Below are 20,202 nucleotides of genomic sequence, written 5' to 3'. Positions count from 1 at the left end.
CGCAAGGGGTTTTTTCCTCGTTGATTAATATTCTGTAAGACTGAGGGAATTGTCAGTTCTGCCCGGGTGGCGTAGCCTTAACGGAGAGCTAAATTCACTCGTCAGAAGATAATGCTGCAAGGTCAGGAGACAAGGCATGAAAAGGGTCGCAATAGTCGGGTTGGGGTGGTTGGGAATGCCGCTGGCGCTCTCATTGTCAGCGCGCGGTTATCAGGTCACCGGCAGCAAAACAACGCTGGATGGCGTAGAAGCAGCCCGCATGTGCGGGATCGAAAGTTATCAGCTGCATCTGCAGCCGGAACTGGTTTGCGACAGTGAGGACCTGGAAGCGCTGCTGAATGTCGACGCGTTAGTGGTGACGCTGCCCGCCCGACGCAGCGGTGAAGGTGATGATTTTTATCTGCAGGCAGTGCAGGAAATTGTCGACAGCGCGCTGGCGCATTCCGTGCCGCGCATTATCTTTACCAGCTCGACCTCCGTGTATGGGGAAGGCGAGGGCAACGTAAAAGAGACGTCCCCGCTTAAACCCGTCACCGCCAGCGGCAAGGTACTTAAAGAGCTTGAAGACTGGCTGCACAAACTGCCGGGCACGTCCGTGGATATCCTCCGTCTCGCAGGGCTGGTGGGGCCGGAACGTCATCCAGGGCGTTTTCTGGCGGGGAAAACGGACGTGGCAAACGGGCAGCACGGCGTAAACCTCGTGCATCTGGAAGATGTGATTTCGGCCATCACGCTGCTGCTTCAGGCACCGAAAGGCGGGCGCGTCTATAATCTTTGTGCTCCGGCCCACCCAACGCGGGAAGAGTTCTATTCGCTTATGGCCCGGCAAATTGGCCTTGAGGCTCCGACGTTCCGTAAAGAGGCAGCAACCGGCCACGGTAAGCTGATTGACGGCAGCCGCATCTGTAATGAGCTAGGCTTCGACTATCAATATCCTAATCCGCTGCTTATGCCTATGCAGTAAATTCAGCCGCACATCCGGGAGTGAGTATGAAACCTTTGCTTGAGGTCCTGATCATTCTCGATGCGCTGGATAAAGAAGGGAGTTTTGCTGCGGCGGCGGCAAAACTCTTTAAAACTCCCTCGGCGCTGAGCTACAGCGTGCAAAAGCTGGAGAGCGACCTCAATATTCAAATTCTCGACCGCAGCGGCCACCGGGCGCGCTTTACGCGAACTGGCCAACTCTTGCTGGAAAAAGGCCGGGAAATTCTGCATTCGGTGCGCGAGCTGGAAAAGCAGGCGATCAAACTCCAGCAGGGCTGGGAACACGAGCTCACCATCGGCGTGGACAATGCCTTTCCCTTTTCCCTACTGACGCCATTAATCGAGGCGTTCTATCAAAGTTACAGCGTAACGCGGCTAAAATTTATCAACGATGTGCTTGGCGGCTCGTGGGAAGCGCTCACGGAAGGACGGGCAGACATTATTGTCGGGGCGATGAGCGAGCCGCCTTCGCTGAGCGGTTTTGGCTTTACGCTTCTGGGGCGGCTGGAGATCGTCTTTGTTGTCGCCCCACATCATTCGCTGGCGAAGGCGGAGGAGCCACTGCCCAGACGGCTAGTTAAGCAGTCCCGGGCGGTGGTAGTCGGAGACACCTCCAGAATCGAGTCCGCCAGGGCGCTGCATTTGCTTGAAGAGCAGGAGGCGATCACCGTGTTTGATTTCAAAACCAAGCTCGAGCTGCAAATCAGCGGCATTGGTTGCGGGTATATGCCGCGCTATATGGCACAGCGCTATATTGAGAGCGGTGCGCTGGTGGAAAAACAGGTTGCGGGGCAGGTGCCTTATGTACCGGTTTGGATAGGCTGGAATGAGCAAACGGCCGGGCTTGCCAGCGAATGGTGGCGAGAAAAAATCGTCGCCGACCCGCATATTGCCCAGGTATATATGCCAGTAGAAAAATAGTGCCTTTTCGACTGGCGGGATTTTACTAACCTGGCTATGTTGAATGGCAGTCAGGCAGTGCGTTATGGCAGCGATGTGCCGAAACGGGATTATCTTCTTCTGCCGTGCTGGATGTGGGAGATTTTACTTCCGCCAGGTGCTGAAAAAGAAATTGCCAAAGATGGCTTTAACATCTTGTCATTGTGCCTTCGTATGGTGCAAAATACGCGGCCTGCAAAAGAGAAAACTAACCGACGTTTAAGAGACGTCGGTTATTTTTTTGCAATCAATTAAGTCAGACAAACGGCATTTGCCAAAAAAACCAAGAGGCCGGGCTTCGTACCGGATAGATACTAGCTTTTAAAAAACGACAGTCGTGTCGCCGAGGAAATTAAGATGGGGCAGATTTTTGCTTTTGCGCAGGCTTTCTCCACTGAGGGAAACAACCATGTCGCTTAACGTCACCGCAGGTGCAAACACCCGCCCAGGTCTGCGTAAGACCCTGACGCTGGTTCCGGTAGTCATGATGGGCCTTGCCTACATGCAGCCGATGACCTTGTTTGATACTTTCGGTATTGTTTCCGGGATGACCGATGGCCATGTGCCGACGGCTTATGCCTTTGCTCTGGTGGCGATTCTGTTCACCGCGCTGAGCTACGGCAAGCTGGTGCGTCGTTTCCCGTCTGCGGGCTCCGCCTATACCTACGCACAGAAATCTATCAACCCTACCGTTGGGTTCATGGTTGGCTGGTCGTCGCTGCTGGACTATCTGTTCATGCCGATGATCAACATTCTGCTGGCAAAAATTTACTTTGAAGCGCTGGTGCCAAGCGTGCCGTCGTGGATATTTGTTGTTGCACTGGTGGCCTTTATGACCATCTCTAACCTGCGCAGCATCAAAACAGTAGCTAATTTCAACACCCTGATTGTGGTGCTGCAGATGGGGATCGTCTCCGTCATCGTCGGCATGATTGTTTATGGGGTTTATCACGGTGAAGGCGCAGCAACGCTGGCGAGTTCTCGCCCGTTCTGGTCCGGTGACGCACACGTTGTGCCGATGATTACCGGTGCAACTATCCTGTGCTTCTCGTTCCTGGGCTTTGATGGGATATCTTCTCTGTCTGAAGAGACAAAAGATGCCGAGCGCGTGATTCCAAAAGCAATCTTCCTGACTGCTTTAATTGGTGGGATGGTATTTATTGTTGCTTCTTACTTCCTGCAACTATACTTCCCGGACATTTCTCGCTTTAAAGATCCAGACGCATCTCAGCCTGAAATCATGCTGTATGTGGCCGGTAAAACTTTCCAGTGGGGCGTGCTGATCTTCTCCAGCGTGACCGTTCTGGCTTCAGGTATGGCTGCACATGCGGGTGTTTCTCGCCTGATGTACGTGATGGGGCGTGACGGCGTGTTCCCGACTCGCTTCTTCGGTTACATTCATCCGAAATGGCGTACCCCGGCATGGAACGTGCTGCTGGTTGGGGCCATTGCTCTGTTAGCGATTCGTTTCGACCTGGTCACCGCCACGGCGCTGATTAACTTTGGTGCGCTGGTGGCGTTCACCTTCGTGAACCTGTCGGTTATCTCCCAGTTCTGGATCCGTGAAAAGCGCAATAAAACGCTGAAAGACCACTTTAACTACCTGGTTCTGCCAGTGTGTGGCGCTCTGACGGTTGGCGCGCTGTGGATCAACCTGGAAGAAAGCTCGATGATCCTCGGCCTGATTTGGGGCGGTATTGGCCTGGTGTATCTGGCCTGCGTGACCCGCAGCTTCCGTAACCCGGTACCTCAGTACAACGAAGACGCCGCTTAATCGACTTCGGTGAAATAGAAAAGGCTCCCTGTGGGAGCCTTTTTTGTGGGCCAAAGAAGTTAACCGACCAGATACTGCGCGTATTCAAACAGCGCTTTCAGCAGCGCCATTTTCTCTTTATCCCCTTCATGCTGGTTATACAGCGCCTCCAGCTCAAGGGCATAGGCCTGCAGGGCTTCCTGGGAAAGCACGTCCCGGCGATACTGCAGCCAGCGTGTCTGCTCATCTTCACTTAACGTGCCCGGCCAGTTGCGTGCGCGGTAGTTGAACAGCAGCCTCTCAATACGTTTATCGGCAAAAGTGATATCCAGCGCTGGCAGATTCTGCGGGTCGGTTTGCAGCACGATGCGCATTGCTGCACGGTCTGCATCGCTGAAGAAGCCGTTGTAAAGCTGGGCATCGACGTTGTCGGACGGCACAAATGGCTCGGCTTCGGCAAACAGCGCCACCACCTTCTCACGCACTTCCGGGTGTTCGCGCAGCACTTTCAGGTTATCGAGGCACTGCTGGCGATTAATACCGAGGCGTTCGGCATCTTCGGGGCGCAGCGTATTGGCGACGGCCAGAACCGGGCATTTATTCAGGTGCACCAGCTTAATCGGCACTGCCGCGTTATCACCCAGTTCTGCTTTGGGCGTGTACAGGCGTTCACGCAGGGTGTTGGCATCCAGCGCCAGCAGCGGCGAGATATCCCCGGCCAGGTCGACCATTATTACCGCATTGCGGTTGTCCGGGTGCCAGGCCAGCGGCGCAATCCAGCTGGTATTACCGCGCTGGGCGCCGAACATGCCGGACACGTGGACCAGCGGCTTCATCTGTGGGATATCAATCAGCGTCTGTAACTTCTGCTTTGAGCGATGGCTGTAGAGATACTCAAACAGGCGCGGCTGGCGGGTTTTCACCAGCTGAGCCATCGCGATGGTGGCGTAAACGTCTGACATCGCATCGTGCGCGTTAGCGTGTTCAATGCCGTTGGCTTTGGTGAGGTGCTCAAGGCGGAAGCTCGGCAGCCCGTCCTCATTTTCCGGCCAGACAATGCCTTCGGGGCGCAGGGCGTAACAGGCTCGCATCACATCGAGTAAATCCCAGCGGGAATTATCGTTCTGCCAGCTCCAGGCATACGGATCGTAAAAGTTACGGTAAAAGATATTCCGCGTGACTTCATCGTCGAAGCGCACGTTGTTGTAGCCCACTACGCAGGTCTTTGGCACCGTGAAGATGTCGTGAATACGCTTCGCGAAGGCCGCTTCGTTCTCACCGCGCGCCAGCGCCAGCTGGGGTGTTATGCCGGTGATCATCACGGCTTCGGGCTGGGGCAGGTAGTCATCCGCAGGCTTGCAGTAAAACACTTCCGGTTCGCCAATAACGTTAAATTCGCTGTCGGTGCGAATCGCGGCAAACTGGGCCGGTCTGTCCAGCGATGGGCTTTTGCCGAAGGTTTCGTAATCGTGGAACAGAAAGGTAGCAAGTGAGGCAGAATCAGACACAGAGGTTACCATTGAGCTAGTTATCATCAGACTCAATGGTAAACCATCTGCCGGCGCATCAGAAGGAAAAGCGCGTTTAAGAGACTGACCTTTCGGACTTCATTTTTGCCCCGCTAAGCAACTGTTTACCCAGCGCGGTGCCGTATTTTTCTACCTTGTGGTAAAGCGCAACGGCAATCAGCCAGACGACGGGCAGCACGACGGCCGCGACTATCAGGAAGCGCATCAGCGAAGGCTGATGGGCAAAACCGGTGTAGCGCACGAGCAGGCCGATGGTGGGAATGACAATCATCAGATGCAGCAGATACACCGAATAAGAGATATCCCCCAGGAACAGGCTAAACCGGCAGGTGAGCAGCTTGCGAGGTGCCGCCGTGATTTTGCGCAGACGATTTTCTTTGTCAGGCTGCCAGAGCAGCAGCGTCATGCCGGTAATCATTATGCACTCTGCCACCAGCCGCAGATGGGTTTCGGCAATATGCATCTGCCAGGCAATGACCGGGGCGAGCAGCGCCAGCGCGCAATAGCGCAGATTTTTTTGCATTACCGCGTGGGAAATCAGCATTCCGGCGATAAACAGCGGCAGCTTTATCAGAATCATCGACGGCATCGGAAAGGCGTTGAAGTAGTCCGGGAAGAGCCAGCGAGCCGCCAGGCAAACCACCATCAGCAGCGGAGCGCTAACCGCAAACCCGTAGCGCATCACCAGCAGCATAATGAACGGGAACAGCAGGTAAAACTGCATCTCCAGCCCGATGCTCCAGTCCGGCAACACGGTGCGGAAGGACCAGGCCGGTAGCAGGCCAAAAATAAACGTCAGATGGCTGAAAATATTCATTGCGGAGTGGTCGGCATAGCGGCTGCTTGCGGTGGCGGTTGTCGGCCATGCGCTGGCGATAATATCGCGCATTTCGCCAAACCAGCTACCAAAAATCAGCGCCACGACCAGCAGCAAATAATAGAGCGGGGCGATGCGAAAAAAGCGGCGTAGCCAGAATTTTCGAAAAGTATCCGGGCTATTCCATGGCTCTTTTTCCCTGCGCTCCTGATAATTTTTTGCCATCAAATACCCTGACAGCAAAATAAATAAATCGACTCCCATCCCCGGGTCGTAAAGAAGAGGAATGCGGCACTGCACCAGCAGGCAAATGTGGCCGAGCAAAACCCAAAGCGAGGCCAGCCCTCGCAGCCCCTCCAGCTCAGGAAACCAGCGTTTACTTTCCACCATACGATGACCTTTATGCGTGTATTCTTCGGTCAGAGTAAAAATGAATCAGCGCCGCCACAATCAGAATGTCACACAAACATGGAATATCGGAATAAACGCAGTGCGATGCATGGGGGAATATATTCCGTACAAATATCATTCATTATTATTGCTAAATATGAAATGTCATATTTTCTTGCAATTTAAAGAAGCAAATTAACAAGAACTCCCGTAAAACGAGCCGCTGTAAATTAAGTCTTTGAGGAAATTCCGTTGAAAACCCGCCTGCTTGTTGCCCTGAGCTTTTTGTCCCTTTCCGTCAATGCTGCTTATGCTGATGATATTTTCCCCCACCAGCCGCAGCCACCTCAGGTAGAAGCTGGCGCATGGGTGCTGATGGATTACACCACCGGGCAGGTGTTGACCGCAGGCAATGAACACGTCCAGCGTAATCCTGCCAGCCTGACAAAACTGATGACCGGCTATGTCGTTGACCGCGCAATCGACAGTAAACGTATTACCCCGGACGACGTTGTGACGGTGGGGAAAGACGCCTGGGCAAAAGGTAACCCGGTGTTTGACGGCTCATCGCTGATGTTCATTAAACCCGGCGACCGGGTGACCGTGCGCGATCTCAGCCGCGGATTGATCATCGATTCAGGGAACGATGCCTGCGTTGCGCTGGCAGATTATGTCGCCGGGGGACAAAAGCAGTTTGTCGCCATGATGAACCACTATGTCGAACAGCTTGGCCTGCACGACACCCATTTTGAAACTGTGCATGGCCTGGACGCGCCGGGGCAGCACAGCTCCGCTTATGATCTTGCCGTTTTATCCCGAGCTATCATCCACGGTGAACCCCAGTTCTACCATATGTACAGCGAACGCAGTCTCACCTGGAACGGGATTACCCAGCAAAACCGCAACGGCCTGCTGTGGGATAAATCCCTGAACGTGGATGGCCTGAAAACGGGGCACACCGAGACGGCAGGGTTTAACATTATTGCTTCCAGCGTGCTGGGTCAGCGCCGGCTGATCGCGGTGATTATGGGCGGCCTTAGCTCAAAAGGGCGTGAAGAGCAGGCCCGCAAGCTGCTGCACTGGGGGCAGGATAACTTCGATACCGTGCAGGTCTTACAAAAAGGCAAATCGATTGGCAGCGAGCACATCTGGTACGGCAACAAAGCCAATATCAATGTGGGCCCGGACCAGGACGTCTTCCTCGCGCTGCCTAAATCAGAAGTGCCGAACATCAAAGCAAAGTATGTACTGAGCAAGCAGGACATGGAGGCCCCGCTGGCAGCCAATACGCAGGTTGGCGAGATCCAGCTGTTTGATGGCGACAAGCTTATCTCCCACTGGCCGCTTGTGAACCTCACGCCAGTGGAGAAAGGCGGGATGTTCTCACGTCTCGGCGATTTTATCAGCCGCAAGCTTTAACCCTTTGTATTGTTGATGAACCGCGCAAATTGCGCGGTTTTTTTGTGTCCATTTCCTGCGAGGTTGCTCCCAAATCTGGCAGCTTGTGCCTCACCTTTAAAAAATATAGTGTATAAATGTACAGTGTATTTATTCATCAGCGTGGAGGCAGTATGACGTTCAAAGTTCAGCATGTTCCGGCGCGGAAAGTGGCCGGTTTTCATCTGGTCGGGCCGTGGGAAACCACGGTTCCGCAAGGGTTTGGCCAACTGGCAATGTGGGCGAAAACCCACAGCCTGAATGGAGACTGGCTAGCCGTTTACTATGACGACCCCGATGTTGTTCCGCCAGAAAAGCTCCGCGTGGACACTGTGCTGGGCGTGCCAGAGGATTTCAAACTACCGGAAAACAGCGAAGGCGTTATCATCACGGCTATTGAGGCAGATACGTACGCCATCGGCCATGCCATCGTAAAAAATGAAGCGTTCCAGGAGGCCTGGGAAACCTTCTTTGACCAGGTAGAGGCTGACGGTAGCTATCAGCTAACTGGCAAACCCTGTTACGAAATCTATCTCAACGACGGCTCGACGTCCGGCGTATGGGAAATTGATATGTATATCCCGGTCGCTAAAGTCTGACAGGAGCTAACCATGACGGAAGCTATCGCAGGATTAAACGTGTTATTCATCGCCGGGTATGGCCCCGTTACGCGCGACGTGGCGGAAAGCGCCGGGTTTTATCAGCAGGTGCTCGGCCTGCCGCTAAAATCGATGGAAGGCAACGAGGACTATCTGGCAACGGAGCACGGCGCGCTGGATGGCGTGAAGCATTTTGCGCTCTGGCCGCTCGCTCAGGCGGCACAGTCCTGCTTCGGCATGGACAGCTGGCCAGAGCACATTGTCGCGCCCCAAAGCTGGGTTGAGTTTGAAGTAGAAGATGTCGGGCAAGCGACAGCCGTGTTAAAGCAGGCTGGGTATCAGATGCTGGTGGATCATCGTATCGAGCCCTGGGGGCAAACAGTGTCACGTTTGCTCAGCCCCGAAGGGCTGCTGGTGGGCGTGACCGTTACGCCCTGGCTGCGCTAGCTGGATTGAATTCGGGCGGCAGTCTGCCGCCCATTTCTGATTTTCAGCAAAGAAATGTGAAATATTCCGCGTAAAAGCCCCGCCGCACCTGGCGACATGATTTCTTTGTGAGAAAAACGAGTACAATTTCTTTTTTATTTCCGGAGAGCCGGGTGTGCGCCCCGACAAATCACTGACCCCGTTTGAGATCCGTATTTACCGCAACTATCGCGTTGCCCACGGGATACGTATCGCCCTTGCTTTTGTGCTGACTTTTGTTCTGGTTCGCCTGCTGAACATCCCCGAAGGCACCTGGCCGCTTATCACGCTGGTGGTGGTGATGGGCCCCATTTCCTTTTGGGGCAACGTGGTTCCGCGCGCTTTCCAGCGTATTGGCGGCACCATTTTTGGCGCGGCCATCGGGCTAATAGCCCTCAAGCTGGAGCTTTTTTCATTACCGTTAATGGTTATCTGGTGTGGGCTGGCGATGTTCCTGTGCGGCTATCTGGCGCTGGGCAAACGGCCTTATCAGGCATTGCTTATCGGCATCACGCTTTCCGTGGTCGTTGGGGCGCCACCGGGGGATATGGAAGTTGCTCTGTGGCGCAGCGGCGACGTTATCTTTGGCTCTCTTCTGGCTATGTTATTTACCAGCGTTTACCCGCAGCGGGCGTTTATCCACTGGCGTATCCAGATGGCGACCTTCGTGCAGGCGTTTAGCAAAATTTATACTGCGGGGTTCTCGCCAAACCTTGTGGAGCGCCCACGACTGGAAAAGCCCCTGCAAAAAATCCTGAATGACGTGGTTAAGATGCGCGCCCTGATTGGCCCCGCCGGCAAAGAAACCCGTATTCAGAAGTCAGTCTTTGAGGCAATTCAGACCATTAATCGCAATATGGTTTGCACGCTGGAGCTGCAAATCAACGCCTATTGGGCGACGCGGGAAAGCCATTTTGTGATGATCAATGCCCATACGTTGCGCGACACGCAGCAAATGACGCAGCGCACGCTGGCGGCTATTGCTAAGGCGCTGTATGAAGGGAACCCTTCGCCTATCTCCGCCAATACTGAGAAACTGAACGAAATCGTCTTTGAACTGCGCCAACTGATGGAAGAGGGTAAAGGCAGGGAACTGCAGGAGACGCCTATTCACGGCTATGTCTGGCTCAGCCTTGAGCTGGCGCGCCAGCTTGAGCTGCTGTCGCATCTTATTTGCCGCGCACTGCGCAAATAGCGCGCGTAAAGCACAGAAATGACAATGCTTGTTTCGATTCAGCAGAAATTGAGGTTAAGATAGGGCAAGCCCGTTAGTGAGACTGACAAAAAATTGTAATCGTCAACCGCTACTACTAAGGTTATGGCGGTTGTCTTAACGAATCCGAGTACCAATTTAGCAGGGGTGTAAAAATGGAAAATATCAAACCTACCTTCCAGGACGTTCTGGAGTTTGTTCGTCTGTTCCGTCGTAAAAACAAACTGCAGCGTGAAATTCAGGACGTAGAGAAAAAGATCCGTGACAACCAAAAGCGTGTGCTGCTGCTTGATAACCTGAGCGACTACATCAAGCCGGGTATGAGCATCGAGGCGGTGCAGGGCATCATTGCCAGCATGAAAACTGACTATGAAGACCGCGTGGATGACTACATCATCAAAAACGCCGAGCTGTCTAAAGAGCGTCGTGAGATCTCTAAGAAGCTGAAAGTGATGGGTGAGCAGAAAGTGGCTGACACCAAATCTGAATAACTTCAGCGAATAAAAAAACCGCCTTCAGGGCGGTTTTTTTATGCCTCGTTCACTATCACCCGCAGTAAGGTTTCCAGCAGCCCGGGGAACCGCGCATCCAGGTCCTCACGCCTTAACGAAATCAAATTTTCACGTCCCTGAGGGCGCTGCCAGATCACGCCGCTGTCACGCAGAACCCGCCAGTGGTGGGTCATGGTCGACTTCGCCACATCCTGAATTAAAGCGCCGCAGGTCAGTTCTGCCCCACCGGCAAGCTGTCTCACAATCCCCATCCGCAAAGGGTTACCCAGTGCAAAAAGCACATTTTCAAGGCGGATTTGTTCTCGTTCCGGGTGGTTGGCGATCATACTCTTCCTGTAGGCGGTAGCGGCACGGCGGCCGACTACTATAGCAAACTTGATGCCCTTCGAATGTATCGGTATTAACGATAGCTCAAATTGTTCGTATATACTCGTACAGTTGTACTATCCTGATGGCGAACAAATCTGGCGGCCATAGTGGCCGTCGCTTAACAGTCAACCAGACTAAGGACATATCATGCCCCGACCCATCCCTCTCGAACGCTATCGCAACATTGGTATTTCTGCCCATATTGATGCCGGTAAAACAACCACGACCGAACGTATTTTGTTTTACACCGGCATGAGCCACAAACTGGGTGAAGTTCACGATGGCGCAGCAACGACAGACTGGATGGCTCAGGAGCAAGAGCGCGGTATTACCATTACGTCCGCCGCGGTGAGCTGCTTCTGGCCGGGTATGGATCGCGGTTTCGAGCCGCACCGTATCAACATCATCGACACGCCGGGACACGTGGATTTCACCATTGAGGTGGAGCGATCCATGCGAGTGCTGGACGGCGCCGTAATGGTTTACGACTCAGTGGGCGGCGTGCAGCCGCAGTCAGAAACCGTTTGGCGGCAGGCAAATAAATACCACGTGCCGCGGCTGGCCTTCGTGAACAAAATGGACCGCCCAGGCGCGGATTTCTTCCGCGTGGTGCAGATGATGATTGACCGCCTGAAAGCTAATCCGGTTCCCATCGTCATCCCGGTCGGGGCAGAAGACAGCTTCACTGGCGTCGTGGATCTCATCAAAATGCGCGCCATTATCTGGGATGATGCAACCCAGGGAATGACGTTCAGCTATGGGCCTGTGCCGCAGGATTTACTGCAGACTGCACAACTGTGGCGCGAAAAAATGGTCTCTGCGGCGGCGGAAGCCAACGACGAGCTAATGGATAAATACCTGGAAACAGGCGATCTGAGCGAAGCGGAAATTATTGCTGGCCTGCGCAAGCGCACCATTTCCGGGGAAATCCAGCCGATGCTGTGCGGCAGTGCGTTTAAAAACAAAGGCGTGCAGCGCATGCTCGATGCGGTGGTAGAGCTGATGCCGTCTCCGCTCGACATTCCTGCCATTGACGGCGTGGATGAAAAAGGGCAGCACGCGGAACGCCATCCCAGCGATGATGAACCCTTCTCTGCGTTGGCCTTCAAGCTGATGACCGACCCGTATGTTGGGCAACTGACCTTTATCCGGGTTTATTCTGGCGTGCTGAAAAAAGGCGATTCGGTTTACAACCCGGTGAAAGGTAAGAGAGAGCGTATCGGGCGTATTGTGCTAATGCATGCGAATGACCGCCATGAGGTGGATGAACTGCGCGCCGGCGATATCGCCGCCTGCGTAGGGCTGAAAGACGTCACTACGGGGGACACGTTAACCGACCCGAATGCGGCGATCACGCTTGAGCGAATGGAGTTCCCTGAGCCGGTGATTTCCCTCGCTATCGAGCCGAAGACCAAGGCCGACCAGGAGAAAATGGGTATCGCGCTGCAGCGTTTAGCGGCGGAAGATCCCTCTTTCCGCCTGCATACGGACGAGGAATCCGGCCAGACGATCATCTCCGGCATGGGCGAGCTTCACCTGGAAATCATCGTCGACCGCATGAAACGTGAGTTTGGCGTGGAGGCCAATATTGGCCGGCCACAGGTCACCTACCGCGAAACGATCCGCAAAACGGCGAAAGACGTGGAAGGGAAATTTGTGCGGCAGTCAGGCGGTAAAGGCCAGTATGGACACGTAGTGCTGACGCTCGAACCGCTTGAACCGGGCAAAGGTTTTGTGTTTGAAGATGCCACCAAAGGGGGCGTAGTGCCGCGCGAGTTCATTCCTTCTGTGGAAAAGGGGCTACGTGAGGCGATGAATACCGGTGTACTGGCCGGTTACCCGGTGGTGGACGTCAAAGCCACGCTGACATTCGGCTCTTACCATGACGTTGACTCTTCGGAGATGGCGTTCAGGATGGCGGCGATCTTCGGCTTCAAGGACGCCGTGCGCAAAGCGGATCCGGTTATTCTGGAGCCTATCATGCACGTCGAAGTGGAAACGCCAGAAGAGTACGCCGGTAACATTATGGGCGATCTCTCTTCCCGCCGTGGCATGGTGCAGGGCATGGAAGAACGTTTTGGTAGCCAGATTATTCGGGCCGATGTCCCGCTGGCAGAAATGTTTGGTTATTCCACCACGTTGCGCTCAATGTCTCAGGGCAGGGCGACATACAGCATGGAGTTCCATCATTATGCCGAAGCGCCACGTAACGTGGCCGACGACATTATTGCCAGCCGCGTAAAAGCGTAAGCTGTACTCAACATGGGCGAGGTCATCTCGCCCATTTTTCTTCTGCGAGCCATTTTCCATTCCCTTTGCAACGCCCCGCATACGTCAAAAAACACTTGAAGCCTGCCCTAACATGCTGAATCAGCGCCATGATCCGCTGCATTTTTACACAGATAATCCACGATATAGTCTTGTGCCTATATAGCATTTAACCTATATTGAAAAGGATGTCGCATGTGGTCGATAAAAATGACGGATACGTTTGATGCCTGGGTTACAGCGTCAGATGACATGACCAAAGCTTGCGTTATGGCAGGGGTCGTACTGCTTAAAGAGAGAGGGCCTTTACTTGGCAGGCCTCATGCCGACACGGTGAAGGGATCGCAATACGCCAATATGAAAGAGTTGCGGATCCAGTGCCGGGGCGAGCCACTCAGGGTCTTTTTCGCTTTTGATATAAAGCGTTGTGCCCTCCTGCTCTGTGCGGGAAATAAAGTGGGGAACGAGAAACGCTTTTATGACGTCATGGTGCCATTAGCAGATAACGAGTTTCGGGCGCACTTACAGCAGTTAACGGAAAAGGAGCAAATAGAATGGGTCGAACGTTAGAACAATGGATGGCCGAAGAAAAACCCGAAGTGGTGGCCGCCGCACAGGCCATGGCCGACGAAATGCTGCTGAATATCCATCTGGCTGAACTTCGTGACAAAGTCAAAAAAACACAGACTGAGATGGCGCAGAAGCTCGGTGTGAAGCAGCCCACCGTCGCCGAAATGGAAAAAAAAGGCCGCGACATCAAGCTTTCTTCCCTCAAGCGTTACGTTGAGGCGGCGGGCGGGAAGGTAAAGCTGGATATCGAGCTGCCGGACGGCACGCACTTCAATATTGCCCTCTGAGCGAAAAGGGCGGCTCGAACCGCCCAACTGGCCTTAAATTTGCCCGGTTTCCTGCAAATGCCGCCATAGCACTTTGCTACCTTCCTTACGGAAAATAACGGTCGACCAGCGCACGGTGGTGGAGCCGCTCAACGTTTGCGTTTCGCGGTAAAGCACGGCGGCACCCTGCGGCCACTCGTCAAGTAACTGGAGGCTATCGACCTCAATGGCCAACCCTTCACGGCTGCCGCCGTTGGTACGGAAAAAGCCGCAAATAGTCTTTTGCAAAGCGTGCCAGCAGCGCTTCCAGTTCCCCCTTGCTCGTGCCAAGCCATTGCTCAATGGCAACGTGGGCCTCAATCACTTCTTTAAACCAGATATTCATTGCTTAGTGTTCCTTTTGGGTAAGTTGATTTTTAATGTGCTGATTATTCAATCGCAAAGCGTAAACCAGCGGTGTCAGCGTCCCGGCGGCGGCAAGACTAAAAGTAAAAAGATAAGCTTGAGGAGCGGGCATCAGCGTCTGTAGCACAGTCAGCAGCAGGCTGAGCAGCGCCACGCCAAAGCAAAAGCTCAGCTGGCGATTAATGTTCCACAGCGCGCTCGCTTCCGGCATGGCTTCTGAAGGGATGGAGATAAAAGCGGTGCTTTGCGCCGTGCTGCTGGAAAGACTCCCCCCAAGGCCCATCAACGCGTAAGCGGCTACCAGCCATGAGGCTTGCTCGCTGGCGTTGATTTGCGTCAGCAGCAAAATCCCTGCGGCCTGAAATATGCCCCCGGCCGCAATTAGCGGGCGAGGGCCGAGCCGATTAAACATCTTGCCGGTAAATGAAATCGCGACAAAAGAGGCCATCGCCCACGGCAGCATCAACATTCCCGTTTGCGGGGCAGACAGGCCCAATTGTGTTTGCAGATAGACAATGCTGACCAGGCTGGTGCCCATAAAAATGCCCGGAATGCACTGATAAACCAGCATGGCGTAACGCAGTAGAGGATCTGCCAGCAGCGGCAGGCTGAACAGCGGGGTGGGATGTTTGCCGTTGCGGCGAATAAATAGCCAAAGCATAAGCATGCCAGCGATGAGCCACACCAGGGCTGCTTCATGAGCTGCCGGGTTTCCGGCCTGGGTGACGCCCAGTAAAATAGCTAACAGTCCCGCCGATCCCAGCATCAGCCCTTTGACGTCCAGCGGCCTGCGGGCTGTCCGTTGCTCTGCGGGTTTTAGCCAAAGTCCCGCGAGAGCCAATGTCAGTAACGCCAGCGGCAGGCTGGCGAGAAATATCCAGCGCCAGCCAAAAGATTCCACCAGCAATCCGCCCGCGGTAGGGGAAAGCGCCGGAGCCAGCAGCGCCACCAGCATGATTGCCGAGGAAAGCTTTGCCCGCTCATGCACCGCGAAAAGCTGCCAGGTCAGCGCCTGGCCGACAGGGATAAGCAGCCCGCCGCCCACACCCTGCAGAATACGTGCGGCGACTAATGCATTCAGGCCAGAAGCAAGGCCGGAAGCCAGCGTGCCGAGAGAGAAAAGCCCCAAAGAAAGCATAAACAGGCGCCTGGCACCCAGCCGCTGCGTCAGCCACGCGCTACAGGGGATAACCAGCGTCAGGCCGCAAAGATAGCCGTGGCTTATCCACGCCAGTTCGGTAACCGGCGCGTGAAACTCCCTTCCCATTGCAGGCCACGCGACGTTGGAGATAAACATATTGATTAAGTCGAGAAAAAAACCGAGCAGATAAACGGCGGCAACCCTGTAGCGATAAGGCATGGTGGCTCTCGTGAAAAAGAAAAGGCGATTTCAGCAGGTTCTGCGAGGCGGATAAATCCCGTTCCGGCTGATACACTGTCAAAAATAATTTGATAATCAGGCGAATTAGCATGCTTAACTTGCAGCGGGTGGCACAGTTTGTTGCGGTGGTGGAGGCCGGGGGCTTTACCGCGGCAGCGCACTCTATGCAGCAAACGAAAGCGGCGATCAGTTTCAACGTTCGCCAGCTTGAGGCAGAGCTTGGCGTTTCGCTGCTTGTACGCTCCACGCGGCGAGTGGCGTTAACCCAGGCTGGGGAAGTGTTTTATCAGCGCTCTCTGCTGCTATTAAGGGAGAGCGAAGCGCTGGTGGAAGATGTGCAGGGGCATCACGGCGGGTTTTCTGGCGAACTGAGTATTTCGACAACGCCGGAATACGGCCAGGCAAAGGTTATCCCGGCGCTAAGCGCCTTTGGCAGGCTGCATCCGGGGCTGACCATCCGGCACGAATCTTCATCTGCTCCGGCTAATCTTATCTCCGGGCAGTTTGACGTGGCTATTCGCCTGGGCAAGCTGGCGGATTCGTCCTACCGCGCGGCGCTGATCGAGCGGTTCGAGATTGTGGCGGTTGCCGCGCCACAGTGGCTCGAACGAAACCCGATCGCCAGTCTGGAGGCGCTGGCCGAAGCGGAATGGGTCATTCATCGCCGGTTGCCCACCCCCAGAGAATGGCAGGTCATTGGGCCTGACCAGGAAACGCGGGAGTTAACGATAACCGGGCCAGCCCGCTTTATGACCGACACGGCGGCGGCGCTCATGGCTTTTGTGGTTCAGGGCTGCGGCGTAGGTTTATTGCCCGAATGGCTGGTGCGCAGTGCGATAGGGCGCGGTGAGCTTCAGCACGTGCTACCGGAATATCGTTTCCCGTCCCAGGGAATTTATGCGGTTTACCCGAACACGCGGCATGTTCCGGCGAAAGTGCGTGCGCTGATAGACTTTTTGCAGGAGTGGGAAAATAACAGACCCGCTTAGCGGGCCTGTTTTTAGGCTTACAGCGCTTTTTGGGTTTTACCCTGCACGGTTGAAGCCGCTTGTGCAGACGAAATACCCGGCAGCTCAATTTTCAGGCCAAAGGTCAGCAGTGAATACAAGATGCCCCCGGTCAGCATCGAGACGATAACGCCGAGGTTCGCCGTCGCAAAGACGCTGTGGCGGGTTTCTTCCGTCAGCAGGAAGCCAACCACATGCGCGATGTACGGGTCACCGGAAGTAATTGTCCCCAGCCCCACAAATGTTGCAATCCCCAGCGACAGCAGCGCCGTCCAGCGGCCATCGCGACCACCAAAACCCGCTTTATTCGCCATTGCCACATCCCAGCCCAGGCGTTTCTGGCGCAGGAAGTCGATCAGCTGAATCGCCCCGGCGGAGCCAATCACCACCGAAATCGAGGCCAGGAACGACTGGAACGTCGCCAGGAACGAATCGGAAATAAACATCAGGTAGAACGCGCCAAAGCCGATGATAGCCGCATTTAGCGTGGTCGTCGTGGCGCGGCTGGCCGGAATACCAAGCGCCAGCAGGGCAAGACCTGAGCTGTATACCCCGGTAATGGCCGCCGCCAGCAGCGAAACGATAATCACAATGGAGAACGGCACGTAGAACCAGAACGGCAGCAGGTTAGTCAGCGAGGCAATAGGCGACTGCGCCGCCGCCGCGCTCAGGTCCGGGTTGCTGTCGGCGAGGAATGCGCCCAGCACCAGCAGAATGCTTACCGGCAGGGAAATCCCCGTCGTCGTCCAGAAAATAACCTTCGAAGCCTGCGTTTTCTTCGGCAGATAGCGCGCAAAGTCGCCGCCGTAGTTCAGGAAGCCCAGGCCCACCATCGTCATCGCCATCACCACGCCGCCGATGTACGTCAGCAGGTCGCCGTGCGCTGCGCTCTGGCCCAGCTTTTCCCAGTGAATATGTGGCAGCATCAGGAAAATGAAGATGATGCTCATAAACCCGGTCAGCCAGGCGATGTATTTCTCCACTTTCATGATCAGCTGGTGACCATAAATGGCGACCGACATGGTCAGCACCAGGCTGACGATGAACCAGCCAAGAATACACACCAGCGTAGGTTTGCCGTCTGCCAGCGCAAACGCCGCCGGCCAAAGTTTGGCAAACAGCGCCGCGCCGGTGGACGAGGCGAGGGTAATAATGGTGATTTTCCAGCCCATATTGGAAATATAGGCGAACAGGGTCGGGAATTTATTACCGTGATAGCCGAAGCAGAAACGGGTTTGCGTCAACGTAGGCAGGCCAGTTCTTGGCCCGCCCACCGCCAGCACGCCAACCAGGCAGCAGGACAGCAGGTAGCCGATAATCCCGGCGGTGATCGACTGCCAGACGCTCAGGCCGAGAGAGTAAACGTAAATGCCGTAGGTCATGCCCAGAATAGAAACGTTCCAGGAAAACCAAATCGGAAACAGCCCGGCGGGTTTGCCGTAGCGCTCAGCTTCCGGGACGGCATTCACGCCGTTTGCTTCAACTTTTATGCCGCCCGAGGCCGGCTGATGTGTAGAGTTTGTCATCGGAGAACCCTTATGGGAGAAATCAATCGCAGAGAAGTGCGGTTTCTAAAGCGAGCTCAATCATTTGGTCTAACGTGTTTTGTAGTTCTTCTGCCGTCGGCTCTTCCCCTGTGACGCTGCTTACGCAGGCCGTCAGCAGGCTCAGGGCTTTGGCGCGGTACTGCGCGGCGATGGTGAACAGCGCCGAGGTTTCCATTTCCACCGCAAGGATGTTCATCTTTTTGAGGGCAGGGAGCATGCCTTCGGGTTTGTCGTACAGCAGGTCGTTGGTGAAGGTGTTGCCGAACTGGGTCGGAATATTATGTTGCTCAGCTGCCGTCCAGCAGCGGCGCAGCAGATCAAAATCAGGCACGGCTGCGTAGTCGTAGCCGCCAAAGCGGTCGCGGTTTACCGAAGAAGACGTACCTGCGCCGGTGGCGACAATTACCTTACGCATATCCACGCTTTCATCCACCGCACCGCAGGTGCCGATACGGATAAGCTGCTTCACGCCAAACGCGTTGATCAATTCATGGGCGTAAATCGAAACGGAAGGAATACCCATTCCGTGCGCCATCACGGAAAGGCGTTTACCTTTGTAGTAGCCGGTAAAGCCGAACATATTGCGGGTATCACACACGCGCTTTGCATCAGTTAAATATGTCTGCGCGATGTACTGTGCGCGCAGCGGGTCGCCCGGCATGATCACGGTTTCGGCAAAGTCGCCCGGGTTGGCGTTAATATGTGGCGTCATCAGACGATCTCCTGGCTGGTTTCATGCCATTACGATAGAAATCCCGCGCGCTGTAGAAAAAGGCAAATGTCCGGCCGGGCTGACGGCGATCACAAAATTGATTTTTGCCTTCGCAAGAAAAGAGAAACGCCAGGGCTGGCAAGGGGTGAGCAAAACGAGGAGTCTTGACAATACCGAGGGGCGATAGTTAATCTCAGCCGCCTTTTTCGCCACAGATTCTGGTGAAACAGGCAATACTTGACGGGTTAGTGACCTTATTTAGCTGCGTGGCAGCCTGCCGGAGAGCGACAACACCATGAATATTATTCAGCAATTCGCTCAGCGCGGGCACCAGATCCTGCGCGATGCCGTTTACGCCGCGCCGCTTAAAAGCAAAGAGATCGGCCCCGACGAATTTATTCTGCGCCAGGGCGAAGAGATTAAAGCGCTCTACTGGATCACGCTTGGCGAGTACACCATGCACTACAACGCCGAAAACGGGAAAGCGTTCAGCCTTGGGCAGCGTTTTGTCAGCGATACCATCATTGGCGAAATCGAATATCTCACCCACACGCCGAGTCAGTTCTCGGTCGTGGCCCACGACACCATGACGGTCAAAGTCATCCCGCTGGCGATGATGGACACCATTCTGACCAGCCACGCGGAAGTTGGCGTCTGGCTCAGCCAGCTGCTTTCCACCAGCTACCAGCGCGGAATGGCGAGGACCATGGAACGTTTCCTGCAGCCGCTGGTGTTCAACATCGTGGCCGATTTGTATGAGCGCCATCAGCAGAATAAGCCGCTGGTGGACTTCTCGCAGGTGTCCCGCGAGGCCGAACGCTTTGGCTGTTCCGAGAGAACTTATCGCCGGGTGATCAACCAGTTGATAGAAGAGCAGTACATTCAGAAAGTGGCCCATGAATACGTGATTTGCGACATAGAAAAATTCCGCCAGGTGCTTACGAATCCCGGGCGCATTGGCTAGCAAGTTTTTGTAGCAAACGGCTAAAAAGCAAAGAAAAAACAGTGATAGACTCCGGCAATACGTTATCCGCCATGG

The 20,202-nt window shown here is 54.7% G+C and carries 20 protein-coding genes and 1 pseudogene; 14 read left to right on the top strand and 7 right to left on the bottom strand.

Annotation, left to right across the window (positions count from 1 at the left end; all coding sequences use genetic code 11):
* The first annotated feature begins 136 nt into the window (after positions 1-136).
* The 4 genes from LH86_RS18840 to LH86_RS18825 all read left to right on the top strand — a co-directional run bounded on the left by LH86_RS18840 (position 137) and on the right by LH86_RS18825 (position 3,697).
* A complete protein-coding gene (locus LH86_RS18840; RefSeq protein WP_039304565.1) occupies positions 137-964 on the top strand; it encodes an SDR family oxidoreductase in 828 nt (275 codons plus the stop codon).
* Positions 965-990: 26 nt separating this feature from the next.
* Positions 991-1,905, top strand: coding sequence for a LysR substrate-binding domain-containing protein (locus LH86_RS18835; RefSeq protein WP_008455025.1), 915 nt, complete (start codon positions 991-993; stop codon positions 1,903-1,905).
* A gap of 36 nt (positions 1,906-1,941) precedes the next feature.
* Positions 1,942-2,178 carry a hypothetical protein gene (locus LH86_RS18830; protein ID WP_039304562.1) on the top strand — a complete coding sequence of 79 codons (237 nt, stop codon included), beginning with the start codon at positions 1,942-1,944 and terminating at the stop codon, positions 2,176-2,178.
* A gap of 154 nt (positions 2,179-2,332) precedes the next feature.
* Entirely contained in the window at positions 2,333-3,697 is a 1,365-nt protein-coding gene (locus tag LH86_RS18825) for an APC family permease (RefSeq protein ID WP_039295082.1), read from the top strand.
* A 59-nt stretch (positions 3,698-3,756) separates the two neighbouring features.
* Here LH86_RS18825 and sbcB read toward each other — a convergent pair whose 3' ends face one another.
* Together sbcB and LH86_RS18815 are read right to left on the bottom strand one after the other, a co-directional pair.
* Positions 3,757-5,184, bottom strand: coding sequence for an exodeoxyribonuclease I (gene sbcB / locus LH86_RS18820; protein WP_039306396.1), 1,428 nt, complete (start codon positions 5,182-5,184; stop codon positions 3,757-3,759).
* 76 nt (positions 5,185-5,260) lie between these two features.
* The gene (locus LH86_RS18815) at positions 5,261-6,412 is read right to left on the bottom strand and encodes an acyltransferase family protein (RefSeq protein WP_039304559.1); all 1,152 of its coding nucleotides are present in this window, start codon (positions 6,410-6,412) and stop codon (positions 5,261-5,263) included.
* 252 nt (positions 6,413-6,664) lie between these two features.
* Between LH86_RS18815 and dacD the strand changes: the two genes are divergently transcribed.
* The 5 genes from dacD to LH86_RS18790 all read left to right on the top strand — a co-directional run bounded on the left by dacD (position 6,665) and on the right by LH86_RS18790 (position 10,617).
* Positions 6,665-7,831, top strand: a complete 1,167-nt coding sequence (gene dacD, locus LH86_RS18810) for a serine-type D-Ala-D-Ala carboxypeptidase DacD (protein ID WP_039304557.1) — start codon at positions 6,665-6,667, stop codon at positions 7,829-7,831.
* A gap of 152 nt (positions 7,832-7,983) precedes the next feature.
* Positions 7,984-8,448 (top strand): DNA gyrase inhibitor SbmC, encoded by a 465-nt coding sequence (sbmC, locus tag LH86_RS18805; RefSeq protein WP_039304554.1) that lies wholly within the window; start codon positions 7,984-7,986, stop codon positions 8,446-8,448.
* 12 nt (positions 8,449-8,460) lie between these two features.
* On the top strand, positions 8,461-8,895 hold the full coding sequence (locus LH86_RS18800; protein WP_039304550.1) for a VOC family protein: 435 nt from the start codon (positions 8,461-8,463) through the stop codon (positions 8,893-8,895).
* Between the two features lie 154 nt (positions 8,896-9,049).
* The gene (locus tag LH86_RS18795) at positions 9,050-10,108 is read left to right on the top strand and encodes an FUSC family protein (RefSeq protein WP_039304547.1); all 1,059 of its coding nucleotides are present in this window, start codon (positions 9,050-9,052) and stop codon (positions 10,106-10,108) included.
* A 173-nt stretch (positions 10,109-10,281) separates the two neighbouring features.
* On the top strand, positions 10,282-10,617 hold the full coding sequence (locus LH86_RS18790; RefSeq protein ID WP_008455006.1) for a DUF496 family protein: 336 nt from the start codon (positions 10,282-10,284) through the stop codon (positions 10,615-10,617).
* A gap of 38 nt (positions 10,618-10,655) precedes the next feature.
* On the opposite strand, the gene LH86_RS18785 is transcribed toward LH86_RS18790, so the two are convergent.
* A complete protein-coding gene (locus tag LH86_RS18785) occupies positions 10,656-10,964 on the bottom strand; it encodes an ArsR/SmtB family transcription factor (RefSeq protein WP_039304544.1) in 309 nt (102 codons plus the stop codon).
* Between the two features lie 190 nt (positions 10,965-11,154).
* On the opposite strand from LH86_RS18785, the gene fusA reads away from it, so the two are divergent.
* From fusA to LH86_RS18770, 3 genes are all read left to right on the top strand, one after another.
* Positions 11,155-13,257 carry an elongation factor G gene (fusA, locus tag LH86_RS18780; RefSeq protein ID WP_039304541.1) on the top strand — a complete coding sequence of 701 codons (2,103 nt, stop codon included), beginning with the start codon at positions 11,155-11,157 and terminating at the stop codon, positions 13,255-13,257.
* Between the two features lie 213 nt (positions 13,258-13,470).
* On the top strand, positions 13,471-13,845 hold the full coding sequence (locus LH86_RS18775) for a type II toxin-antitoxin system RelE/ParE family toxin (RefSeq protein WP_039304538.1): 375 nt from the start codon (positions 13,471-13,473) through the stop codon (positions 13,843-13,845).
* Positions 13,830-14,132 (top strand): helix-turn-helix domain-containing protein, encoded by a 303-nt coding sequence (locus LH86_RS18770; protein WP_039304535.1) that lies wholly within the window; start codon positions 13,830-13,832, stop codon positions 14,130-14,132. Before LH86_RS18775 ends, LH86_RS18770 begins: the two co-directional genes overlap by 16 nt.
* A 33-nt stretch (positions 14,133-14,165) precedes the next feature.
* On the opposite strand, the pseudogene LH86_RS18765 reads toward LH86_RS18770, so the two are convergent.
* Both LH86_RS18765 and LH86_RS18760 read right to left on the bottom strand, forming a co-directional pair.
* Positions 14,166-14,496 (bottom strand): annotated as a pseudogene (locus tag LH86_RS18765) (DUF4440 domain-containing protein).
* A 3-nt stretch (positions 14,497-14,499) separates the two neighbouring features.
* Positions 14,500-15,876 carry an MFS transporter gene (locus LH86_RS18760; RefSeq protein ID WP_039304532.1) on the bottom strand — a complete coding sequence of 459 codons (1,377 nt, stop codon included), beginning with the start codon at positions 15,874-15,876 and terminating at the stop codon, positions 14,500-14,502.
* 110 nt (positions 15,877-15,986) lie between these two features.
* Between LH86_RS18760 and LH86_RS18755 the strand changes: the two genes are divergently transcribed.
* The gene (locus tag LH86_RS18755; protein ID WP_039304529.1) at positions 15,987-16,886 is read left to right on the top strand and encodes a LysR family transcriptional regulator; all 900 of its coding nucleotides are present in this window, start codon (positions 15,987-15,989) and stop codon (positions 16,884-16,886) included.
* Between the two features lie 17 nt (positions 16,887-16,903).
* Here the strand turns inward: LH86_RS18755 and LH86_RS18750 are convergent, their stop codons facing one another.
* Both LH86_RS18750 and deoD read right to left on the bottom strand, forming a co-directional pair.
* Positions 16,904-18,430, bottom strand: coding sequence for a purine-cytosine permease family protein (locus LH86_RS18750; protein WP_052045618.1), 1,527 nt, complete (start codon positions 18,428-18,430; stop codon positions 16,904-16,906).
* A gap of 22 nt (positions 18,431-18,452) precedes the next feature.
* Positions 18,453-19,166, bottom strand: a complete 714-nt coding sequence (gene deoD / locus LH86_RS18745) for a purine-nucleoside phosphorylase (RefSeq protein WP_231562742.1) — start codon at positions 19,164-19,166, stop codon at positions 18,453-18,455.
* A 292-nt stretch (positions 19,167-19,458) separates the two neighbouring features.
* On the opposite strand from deoD, the gene LH86_RS18740 reads away from it, so the two are divergent.
* A complete protein-coding gene (locus tag LH86_RS18740) occupies positions 19,459-20,127 on the top strand; it encodes a Crp/Fnr family transcriptional regulator (RefSeq protein WP_039304523.1) in 669 nt (222 codons plus the stop codon).
* Positions 20,128-20,202: the final 75 nt, after the last annotated feature.

This window comes from Cedecea neteri (genome assembly GCF_000758325.1).
Taxonomy (GTDB): domain Bacteria; phylum Pseudomonadota; class Gammaproteobacteria; order Enterobacterales; family Enterobacteriaceae; genus Cedecea; species Cedecea neteri_B.
This window is presented reverse-complemented; position numbering and strand designations above follow the sequence as displayed.